Origin of the sequence: Pseudoalteromonas sp. SR41-7 (assembly GCF_014163935.1) — a bacterium.
GTDB classification, from domain to species: domain Bacteria; phylum Pseudomonadota; class Gammaproteobacteria; order Enterobacterales; family Alteromonadaceae; genus Pseudoalteromonas; species Pseudoalteromonas distincta.
This window is the reverse complement of sequence record NZ_JACJEF010000002.1, coordinates 409280-419983: the sequence shown is the minus strand read 5'-3', so window position 1 is coordinate 419983 and position 10704 is coordinate 409280. Positions and strand designations below refer to the sequence as shown.

General features: G+C 38.3%; 11 protein-coding genes. 9 read left to right on the top strand and 2 right to left on the bottom strand.

Features of this window, described 5'->3' with window-relative positions:
- Positions 1-154: 154 nt before the first annotated feature.
- Entirely contained in the window at positions 155-574 is a 420-nt protein-coding gene (locus H5092_RS04650) for a VOC family protein (protein WP_002962853.1), read from the bottom strand.
- A 273-nt stretch (positions 575-847) separates the two neighbouring features.
- On the opposite strand from H5092_RS04650, the gene H5092_RS04645 reads away from it, so the two are divergent.
- The 6 genes from H5092_RS04645 (at position 848) to H5092_RS04620 (ending at position 6431) form a co-directional block, all read left to right on the top strand.
- Complete coding sequence (locus H5092_RS04645; protein ID WP_002962854.1) at positions 848-1153, top strand: hypothetical protein; 306 nt, start codon at positions 848-850, stop codon at positions 1151-1153.
- Positions 1150-1539: a hypothetical protein gene (locus H5092_RS04640; protein WP_002962855.1), complete on the top strand. Its 390-nt coding sequence runs from the start codon at positions 1150-1152 to the stop codon at positions 1537-1539. Before H5092_RS04645 ends, H5092_RS04640 begins: the two co-directional genes overlap by 4 nt.
- A 170-nt stretch (positions 1540-1709) precedes the next feature.
- On the top strand, positions 1710-2192 hold the full coding sequence (locus H5092_RS04635; RefSeq protein ID WP_002962856.1) for a DUF3015 domain-containing protein: 483 nt from the start codon (positions 1710-1712) through the stop codon (positions 2190-2192).
- Between the two features lie 79 nt (positions 2193-2271).
- Positions 2272-4110 carry a DUF4105 domain-containing protein gene (locus tag H5092_RS04630; RefSeq protein ID WP_182696151.1) on the top strand — a complete coding sequence of 613 codons (1839 nt, stop codon included), beginning with the start codon at positions 2272-2274 and terminating at the stop codon, positions 4108-4110.
- 206 nt (positions 4111-4316) lie between these two features.
- Positions 4317-5081, top strand: a complete 765-nt coding sequence (locus H5092_RS04625) for an ABC transporter substrate-binding protein (RefSeq protein ID WP_024596684.1) — start codon at positions 4317-4319, stop codon at positions 5079-5081.
- A 252-nt stretch (positions 5082-5333) separates the two neighbouring features.
- Entirely contained in the window at positions 5334-6431 is a 1098-nt protein-coding gene (locus H5092_RS04620; RefSeq protein ID WP_182732973.1) for a polysaccharide lyase family 7 protein, read from the top strand.
- Here H5092_RS04620 and H5092_RS04615 read toward each other — a convergent pair whose 3' ends face one another.
- Entirely contained in the window at positions 6432-6833 is a 402-nt protein-coding gene (locus H5092_RS04615; protein WP_024596686.1) for an NUDIX hydrolase, read from the bottom strand.
- A 186-nt stretch (positions 6834-7019) separates the two neighbouring features.
- Here H5092_RS04615 and H5092_RS04610 point away from each other — a divergent pair, with 186 nt between their 5' ends.
- From H5092_RS04610 to H5092_RS04600, 3 genes are all read left to right on the top strand, one after another.
- Positions 7020-8903 carry a propionyl-CoA synthetase gene (locus tag H5092_RS04610; RefSeq protein WP_182732972.1) on the top strand — a complete coding sequence of 628 codons (1884 nt, stop codon included), beginning with the start codon at positions 7020-7022 and terminating at the stop codon, positions 8901-8903.
- A gap of 175 nt (positions 8904-9078) precedes the next feature.
- Positions 9079-9936, top strand: coding sequence for an MBL fold metallo-hydrolase (locus H5092_RS04605; RefSeq protein WP_182696148.1), 858 nt, complete (start codon positions 9079-9081; stop codon positions 9934-9936).
- 216 nt (positions 9937-10152) lie between these two features.
- On the top strand, positions 10153-10386 hold the full coding sequence (locus H5092_RS04600; protein ID WP_182696147.1) for a hypothetical protein: 234 nt from the start codon (positions 10153-10155) through the stop codon (positions 10384-10386).
- Positions 10387-10704 lie beyond the last annotated feature (318 nt).

Here is a 10704-nt window from a genome sequence, read left to right as displayed (position 1 = left end):
AAGCGCACAGGGCGTGCATCTGTGAAAGTGTTATGGCAAGGATGGCTTAAGTTACAAGCCATCCTGGAAGGCTACGATTTAGCAAAATCTCTTGAGTCAGACTTGTGATCAAGAGACAGCTATAAAAGTGGCTTTAAATAGCACGAGTGAAAAACTATACTTTTTTAAACAAAACCTCTGGGTTTACCATGGTTTTCATTTCAAGCACATTGCCATTTGGATCTTCAATAAAAAACGTTTCTTGCTCAAACTCATCACCAATAAAACGGCGGTATGGTTTATCTAGGTATTCAATACCCGCATCTTCAATACGCTTTTTTAACCCGTTAAACTCATCTTCAGATAAGTGAATACCAAAGTGAGGTACTGCTACGGCTCCCATATCAACATCATGGCGAACTGTTGGTAAGCGCTCAACACTTTGGTGCAAGGTAAGTTCATTGCCCCAAAAATCTATATCTACCCAGCGGCCTTCTTCACTATTACCCGTTTTACAGCCTAGTACGTCACAATAAAACGCTTTAGCCACTTTTAAATCGCCAGCCGGAATAGCCAGATGCAAACAGTTAGACATAAATAACCCTTGGTTAACACTTTAATACATTAAATTATCGCCATTATACATAATTTGTGATTTATAGAACATTAACAGCAACGCTATTAAGCATATTTAATACCTAAGAGTCGTTTAAAAAACACGCTTTTTAAATGTGTAATTACTTATAACATTTATTTGTTAGAGAGTATTAGAAAGCGCAAAAGGATTAGTTTAAAATGCGCCGCTATGATTAAATTCTTACTTTTAAAATTCATTACTTTCTTTTTAGGCTTTGTAGCTTGCTTTGCTATGCACACTACTTTTGCACTGCCTTTAGTAATTTCTGCCGCGCTAACGGGGCTTATTGGCTCTTTTATTCCTTTTCCTGCGCGTTATAAAAACCATCCTTATGCTGCAATTTATGCTGGTAGTTTTGCCGGTATGTGTTCAACCCATTTAATTACCAGTTACTGGGAAATTGCTATTATTTCGCTTATTGGCTCAAGTTTGTATGTGCTTACTATGAATATGTTTACAGGCTTTGGTGGCAAACTTGGCAGTGTCGCTTTTGCAAGCGTGGCACTTTTTGTATTAGCTAAAGGAATCGTACTATGAGTATTGAATACCCATTACTTGTACTGCTTGGTGCTTTTTTAACGTTTTACTTAGCTAAACATAGTCGCTTTGATGGTATAAGAGCATCCTCTTCACTTTCTATTATTGCTTACTTAATTTTTAGCGCATTGAATTTAAACCCCGATTTATACGCAATTATATTTTTTGGCGGTACATTTATTGGCATGAGCGCCCCGCATCGTTTTGGTATTTATACCGTAGCAAGCTCATCTGTTTTATTTTCAATATTATTTGAATTTCTTGTACCAAAACTTGACGGCTACGGTGGTGCACTAGGTATTAGTGCATTTTTATCTGTATGTATTTGCCATACCTGTATTTTGTTAGGTGCCCCAAGAAGTAAAAAACCACCACCAGTTCAATAAAAAATTATTGAACTGGTCTAGTTTCTCCCTGCATTCGCTTTAATATAGTAGAGAAATTAGAGTGTAAAATATTCATGTTTTAAGCTGTTCTTTTTCTCTGCAAGTCTGTTAGAATCTTTCGCGAACTTTATTTACCCTAAATAAAGACAATCATATATGGATTTATGAAAATGAAAAAACTAATCGCAGTAGCTGCACTATCTTTACTACCTTTCTCAAATGCAATGGCTGACCAAGATATTGGTTGTGGTCTTGGTTCTATGTTATTTGCAGGTCAGCAAGGTAAAGGCGTTAAAATTTTAGGCGCTACAACAAACGGTACTTCTGGTAACCAAACTTTTGGTATCACTTTTGGTACTTTAGGTTGTGATGGTACTGGTACAGTAACGTCTTCAGAAAAAATTGCTTTATTCATCGACGGTAACATGGAGCAACTTGCTCGTGATATGTCAAAAGGTGAAGGCGAAACTTTAGCTACTCTAGCTGAAGCTTGGGGTGTTGCAGATCAAGATAAAGCAGCATTCAACGCGCTTGCTCAAGCACAGTTTTCTTCAGTATTTACTTCTGAAAACGTAACTTCGCAAACAGTTTTAGAAAACCTAAACACTGTTCTTGCAAGTAACGCACAACTTGCTTCTTATACTCTTTCTTAATCAGCTAAATTAGCCGGTTTTATACGTATAAATAAAGCCGCTGGAGTATTTCTCTAGCGGCTTTTATTGTTTAGTGATTATGAAAAAAATATTCTTTGTTTTATCAATTGCGCTGTTTAGTACTTACGTAAACGCTCAAAGTTTTAAAAATGACACCTTAGCAACCGACCCTTACTGGCTCAAATTAGGTCATTACCGTGGGGCCACATTAGGTGGTTGGAAAAGTGAAGTAGATAGTGCTGAGTTTTTTTTATCTCCTATAGGTAAAACAAGTCCACTGGACGAACTTGAAGCCACTATAGCCGCATTTAGTGGTAAAAATACTGACCCAAAAACAACACAATCTCGCTGTCGGTTTCCAGCACGCTATAAATGGCTAAAAACAAAAATTAAAAATAACTGGCCCGCGCTTAATTGCCCAGAGCTTCAAACGTGGCAAAAAATAATAAACCCAAAAGGGGTTACGTTAGTTTTTCCTACTGCATTTATGAATAGCCCATCATCAATGTTTGGTCACACCTTACTTCGTATTGATGCAAAAGATCAGACCCGCCATAAAGAGTTGCTCGCATTTGCGGTTAATTTTGCAGCAGAACCAGACGGCTCAGACAATGCAGCTATGTACGCACTAAAAGGCCTGATTGGCAGCTATCCTGGTAAATTTTCGCTTATGCCGTACTATAAAAAAGTACGCGAATATAATGATTTAGAATCTCGTGATATTTGGGAATACAAACTTAATTTATCTGAGCCACAAGTAGAGCTTATTTTATTGCACTTATGGGAGCTACAATCAGCTACATTTGATTACTTTTTTATTGATGAAAACTGCTCCTACCAATTACTTGCATTATTACAACTCGCACAAGAGGACCTTGATTTAACATCGTCATTTAATATGCAAGCTATTCCATCAGATACCGTTGCAATACTAAGAAACAACAACTTACTACAAACACCTAATTACCGCCCTGCTTTTGGCACTAAGCTTTACCATTACTCTACTCAAATGACTAACGAGCAACTTGATGATGCAAGAGAGTTAATGCAAGGTGGCTCCCTCAATACTCGTAATTACTCACAGTCGCAATTAGTCGCAATATTAGAAATGGCGTATGAATGGTTAAATTTTGAATTTTACGATAAAGCATTAAAGCGTGAAGAAATTGCACCGCGACTAACTAAGCTACTACTAATTCGCAGCAAATATAAAGTAGCTTCGCCATTTACTAAGCCAAGTCGTCCTATTGCTTCTCCAGAGCAAGGTCATGGCTCTTCTAAAGTAACTCTTGGAAGAACTGAGTATGCCCATCAAAGTGACTTAACAAGCTTTGCGTATCGCCTTGCATACCATGATTTATTAGATAGCTCAGCTGGATTTATTCCTGGTGCTCAAATTAGCTTTTTTGATATTGAAGGAGCCATAAGCGATAAGGGTAACACGCGACTTGAGCATTTTTATTTATTAGATGCTATGTCACTTGCACCCGATAACCGCGTGTTTGATAGCTGGTCTTGGAACTTTAAAATGGGCTTTGATCGTCAGCCTAATAATAATATTCAACAAGGTCGTTGGTTTGCTAAAGGTGGATACGGAAAATCAATCGGTAACCCAAACACGTTACACGGCTATTTACTTGGCCAAGTTGAATTTAATAATGGTGACATAACAGACAACCTAACAACAGGCATTGGTAGTGAAGCTGGTGCAATATGGCAAATAAATAACAGTCATAAACTCGCTCTTACAGCAAACATAACATGGTTAATAGATGGCCAAGCAGATAAACACAGTGACTTTGCAATAAAGTGGAATTACTCCTTATCACGTAATTTATCTATACGTACTGAACTTAAAAACCAACATTGGTATACAAGTAGTACATCGGCTAAATTTGCAATTCAATACTACTTTTAATCATTGCATATACCCACAAGGGCTCAATTATTTTTACAGCGCTTGTGGGTATATAAAACTTTACTCAATACACGTTCAATTTTCACTTCTTTAATTATGCAATAGACTCTCTACATACCTATTCATTTACTTATTTTATACATTTGAGTATATATTTCAGACAAAACCCTTTAAACTCAAAGTATTGTAGTTAGAAAGATTCTCTTATGTATCTGCGTGTTGTAGTTTTCATTTTCGTTTTTATTTTTTGCAGTAATGTAAGGGCAGTAAGCTCTCTTACTTTTATTGCCGAAGATTTACACCCTTACCATTTTAAAAACAAAAGCGGTGAAGCTGACGGAGCTTCCGTTGATATTGCTAAGGCTGTTTTAAGAGAAGCAAAGCTACAAGCTAAATTTGAAATAATGCCAATGGCACGAGCCTTTCATCAGCTAGCAGCTAATCCAAACACAATTATGCTCTCTTTATTAAAAACTCCCGCTAGGCAAAGTCAGTTTAAATGGTTAGGAGCGGTATACTTTACTGATGCCTACCTAGTTAGTTTAAAAAGCCATAAAGACGAAGTAACTCATTTAAATCATGCAAAATTTTATAAAGTAGGCACTATTCGTGGATATTTGAGTGCCAAATATTTAATAAAGATGGGGTTTGAAGAAGATAAAAATTTAATACTAGCTAGTTATTATCAGCAGGCATGGCAAATGCTTTATAAGGGTAGAACTGACTTTGTCCTTATGAATACACTCACCTTAGATAATGAACTAAAAATGTCAGGGCTCGACCCAGACTTAATAACTAAACGACTTCATTTAGCTGATTTTCCTTCAATACTCTATTTTGCTGCTAATAATCAGCTTGACGATAAAACAGCAAACTTAATCTCGCAGGCATTAAAAACTATAAAAGTAAGTGGCGAATACCAAGCCATTTTAAAAAAGTGGCAACTCCCTCTTCCTCCTTCTATAAATTAAACCTATTTAAATAAGTATATTAGCAAACATCAAGCGCTACCAAATATGATGAAAAACACCTCTGTTTAACAATTTTAAATAACATAATAACGTTAACCAACCCTATTGGTTAACCAAAACACCGTCATTAAAATAACAATTAATTATAAAAAACTACAAATTGGTAAGTTTTAATTTTTAAATTGGTATGTTAGATTGAAGTTAAGCGACGCCTGTACCGCGCAATTTTTACTTCATCACACAGAGACAATAATGATAAAAAATACATCCACATTTAAACTTACGGCTTTAGCCGTTATCACACCTCTACTTTTTACGGCTTGTTCAAGTACCCAAAGCACTAATCAGCAAAGCGATGCGCCGGTACCTGCAACAAAGTTTGATTTATCACACTGGAAAATAAATGTACCAGTTGATTTAAACAACGACGGTAAAATTGATGAAATAGATGTAGAAGAAATTCAGACTTACGCACACCCTGATTTTTTCTATCTTGATGATAAAGGCTACATGGTATTTACCTCGCCTAATAAAGCGCTTACAAGTGCTAACTCTACTAATACCCGTAGTGAACTTAGACAAATGATCCGTGGATCAAATACTAAAATTAAAACTAAACACTCTAAAAACAACTTTGCTTTAGCTGTTCACCCGCTATCTGACCGATTTGGCTCTGTTGGTGGAAAAATGGAAGCAACGTTAAAAGTAGATCACGTTGCGCTACGTGCTACTGATCCTGATAAAAAAGCGGCTTACTCGGTTGTTGTAGGGCAAATTCACGCAGGTAAAGATCAGGCACTTATTGATACCAAGCTTGGTTATGGCTGGGGCAATGAGCCACTTAAAATATATTACAAAAAATGGCCAGGGCATAAAACAGGCTCAGTTTTTTGGAACTACGAACGTAATTTACCTAAAACCAATCCTGACCGTAAAGACATTACTTACCCAGTTTGGGGTAATACATGGGAAAACCCTAACGAGCCTGGCAGTGCCGGTATTGCACTAGGTGAAGAATTTAGCTACACGGTCAATGTGTATAAAAATGTTATGCACCTTACATTTAGCACACAAGGCAAAGAAGACGTTAACTACTCTATTAACTTAGGTAATAACGTAGATGCTTATGGCAAAGTGGACGAAAAAGACCATCCACATGGTTACGCTGCAGATTGGCATTACTTTAAAGCCGGCGCTTATAACCAATGTAGCACTAAGAGCGCTAAAGGTATTTGGTACCCAGGTTGTTTAGGCACTGGCGATTGGACTACAGATAAACAAAATGGCGATTACGCTCAAGTAAGCTTTAGTAAACTAGAGTTAAGCCCAGCGACACCGCCAACAAAATAACTAGGCTAGTACAGCCTCAGATAAGTAATTTTTTAGTGATGTAAACAGTGGCGTTGGTAGATTATTAATATCGCACCAGCGCCACTTTAAACATTTATTAGGCTCTTTAAGCTCAGGCTCTCCGCCTTCAAAATCAGCTTTTACATACAACGTAATATAGTGTTTGTTCTCTGCTGTAAAAATATCATTGGTAAAATCAAGCTTAGTAACTTTACTTACCTTTAAACCTGTTTCTTCAAACACTTCTCGTATTGCACATTGTTCAACACTTTCACCAAACTCTAAATGTCCACCAGGTGTTGCCCATGTATTAGCACCATGCGCGCCAATGCGCTCACCTAGTAAAATTGTGTTTTGATGCTTTATGATAACCGCAACCCCTACTCTTACTACGTTACTCATATCGTATTTTCTCTTATTTTTACTGCCCGCCATGCTGAACCACACGCTTTGTGTTGTCAATTTTGTATTTTAAAAACCAGTGTATTGATTAACTTTTAGCCGACCAAGGTCGAATAGCTTGCTTGCTAAAAAAAGCCTACATTTTGTAAGGTCTCTCACACACAAATTTAGTTTTAGGAGCCTTGCATGTCAGGCAAATATAAACAGCAATATAATGGTTTTAAACAAAACCCAGCCCAATTTTGGCTCGAACAAAGTAAAAATATTCCGTGGTATAACCCCCCCACAAAAGCATACACACAAGACGACGACGGGCTTTACCATTGGTTTAGTGACGGGCAATTAAACACCAGTTTTTTAGCACTAGACCAACACGTTATTGCCGGATTTGGCGAGCAAACTGCACTGATTTACGACTCCCCAGTCACTAATACAAAGCAAACTTATAGCTACTCACAACTACAACAAGAAGTTGCTAGATTTGCAGGCGTAATACAATCGTTAGGTGTTACAAAAGGCGACCGCGTTGTTATTTATATGCCAATGATCCCACAAGCTGTTATTGGTATGTTGGCGTGCGCTCGTCTTGGGGCTATTCATTCGGTGGTATTTGGTGGGTTTGCTGCACACGAATTAGCTGTACGCATTGATGATGCCAAGCCCAAACTTATACTTAGCGCCTCATGCGGTGTTGAAGTAAACAGCGTTATTGAATACCAACCACTTATTGATAACGCAATAGACTTAGCTGCGCACAAAGTAGAACACTGCGTTATTTATCAACGTCCACAAGTAACCGCCACTCTTAAGCCTAAACGAGACATAGATTGGACTCAGGCAATGCAAACGGCTGCAAGCGCAGATCCGGTGCCTGTAAATGCAGATGATCCGCTTTATATTTTATATACCTCAGGCACGACAGGCACACCCAAAGGCGTAGTACGCGAAAATGGCGGTCACGCAGTGGCAATGCAATACAGCATGGCAACCGTTTATGGTATGAAGCCCGGCGACGTATTTTGGGCAGCGTCTGACATTGGCTGGGTAGTTGGGCACTCTTATATAGTTTACGCACCGCTAATGTATCGCTGCGCGACCGTATTATATGAAGGTAAACCCGTTAAAACGCCCGATGCTAGTGCATTTTGGCGCGTGGTAGAAGAATATAAAGTAAATGCATTATTTAGTGCCCCCACCGCCTTTAGAGCAATCAAAAAAGAAGATCCAAATGCCGATGGTTTTAATCAATACGATACCTCAAGCTTAAAACGTTTGTTTTTAGCTGGCGAGCGGTTGGACCCTCCCACTTACGAGTGGCTTAAAGAAAAAACCAAACTGCCAGTGCTCGATCATTGGTGGCAAACAGAAACCGGCTGGGCTATTGCTTGTAACCCTGTAGGGCTTGAGTACTTAGCAACAAAACCTGGCAGCTCTACCCTGCCAACTCCAGGTTTTGACGTGCGAATATTAGATATGGATGGCAATGAATGCGCAGCTAACGAGCAAGGCGCCGTGGTAATTAAACTGCCACTTCCACCAGGTTGCCTACCAACTATTTGGCAAGATACCACGCGCTTTAAAGCAAGCTACCTAAATGAATACGAAGGTTATTATTTATCTGGCGATGGTGGTTATATTGATGAAGACGGCTACCTATTTATTATGGGCAGAACCGACGACGTTATAAATGTAGCAGGCCATAGGCTTTCTACCGGCGAAATGGAAGAGATAGTAGCCGCGCACCCTGCTGTTGCTGAATGCGCTGTTTTTGGTGTGAACGATCCTCTAAAGGGGCAACTTCCTATGGGAATGATCGTGCTTAAAAATGATTTTATGGGCTCAAGTACCGACGTAGAACAAGCGCTTGTTTTAAGTGTTCGTAATCAGATTGGCGCTATTGCGTGCCTTAAAAATATAGTTAGCGTAGATAGGTTACCTAAAACTCGCTCGGGTAAAATACTGCGTAAAAATTTGCGCCAATTGGTTGATGGCGAAGAGCTACAAATACCTTCAACCATAGATGATGCCAGTATCTTTGAAGAAATAAACCAACAACTAACGCAAAGATAAACCCAACCAAGCTATCTAAAGCCATTTTTATAATGGCTTTTTATTTCATCCTTATATTTGATCCTTTTACTTAAGCTTAAGCTTTAATTTAACCAATAGCTGAAATTTTTTACTGCTTAATGCTTTCTTCTTTTAATAGTGTTATTAATTTAATCAATTTAAAAAGGAATGGTGTATGCCCCGCTTGCTACAAAAACTATTAACCACAGCCCTATTGTTTATAGGCTTTGCCACACAAGCCTATGAAATAGAAGACTTAGGAGATGGCTTACACCGCTTTATAGACGACAGACACCGCTCAGTATTTTTAATCACTCCTGAGGGTGCAATAGTTACCGACCCACTTAATAAAAAAGCCGCCACGTGGTTAAAGGAGCAAATTAAAACTCGCTATAACGTACCGGTAAAATATGTTGTATATAGCCATAATCACAGCGATCATATTTACGGCGCCGAAGTATTCAAAAGCCCGCACACCACTTTTGTGGCGCATAAACTCGCCGCGCAAGATATTAAAAACACACAAATGAAAACGGTAATGCCCAGCCTTACTTTTGATAACGAGCTACTACTTACCCTTGGTGATTCAACAGTAAAGCTTAACTACCATGGTCCAAACGATGGTCGTGGTTCGGTTAGTATATTATTCGAAAAGCAAAAAACCTTGTTTGTGGTTGATTGGATTGTTATTGGCAGAATGCCGTGGCAAAAACTGTGGAGTTACGATATTCAAGGCATGATTAACTCAACTCAAGCGGTACTCAAATATGACTTTAATACTTTTGTAGGCGGACATGCCGATATTGGCAGTAAAGCAGATGTAGCGCGTTACTTAAGTTATTTAGAGCTTTTGTATAGCCAAGTAACCGCAGGCGTTTTAGCCGGTAATACGCTTGACGAAATTAAACAAAATGTAAAATTAGACCAATTTAGTGACTTTAAACAGTTTGATGCATGGTTACCACTTAACATAGAAGGCGTGTACGAGCGTTTAATGGAAGAGTCTGGTATGGGTTGGCGCAGCGATTTATAAGTTTGAACTCAGTGGACTAAGCTCTGAGCTCTAAACTCAATATTGTAAGCATTGGTATTGGCGTATTTAACGCAGTACCAATGTACTTATTAATTAGTTAAATAGACGTCAAAAGCCATATAAGTCACCTTTACAATATCCTTACGTTTGCTTACAGCACTATACAAAAAAAAGTTTATCCTAGGCTTTGTGTTAAGCTACATAGGACTAATAAACATGAACTTATCTTTAAAAGTAGTTTTAGTAATGACGACCGCGCTTATTATGAGCGGCTGCACAGTATATCAACATGGTCCCAGTGCGCATAAACCACATAAAAAAGTCGTTAAAGTAGTTACGCCTGCTTTAGTAACTGAGCACAACTCTCCCAACATTGTGATCGTAAAAGCCAAGCCCACAAAACAAGCCTGCACTAAACACGATGATCATTGGCATTGTAAGGCTCGATAAAAACTCTTTGATTGAGTAAAATTAGCAATCTAAACGTTACTAATATCCGCTTGCGATCTTATTTTCAGCTACTTCCATACTTTTCTAAAATACTGAAAAAACCTGACTAGCAAAACTCGAAAGCATGGTTAATTAGCGTTCATACTTTTAATTTCCTCTATTGTGTACGGAAGGCTCTTCCTATGCGCGACTGAGTAGTAATTAGAGCATAACGGGATCAAATCTTTTATTGGGCAAACTACATTATTTTTAGTTATGTCATATCCAGTTAAAGCTCCTTTAAGTTCGCCTTTAACATAAGCATGGAGTATTTTCATT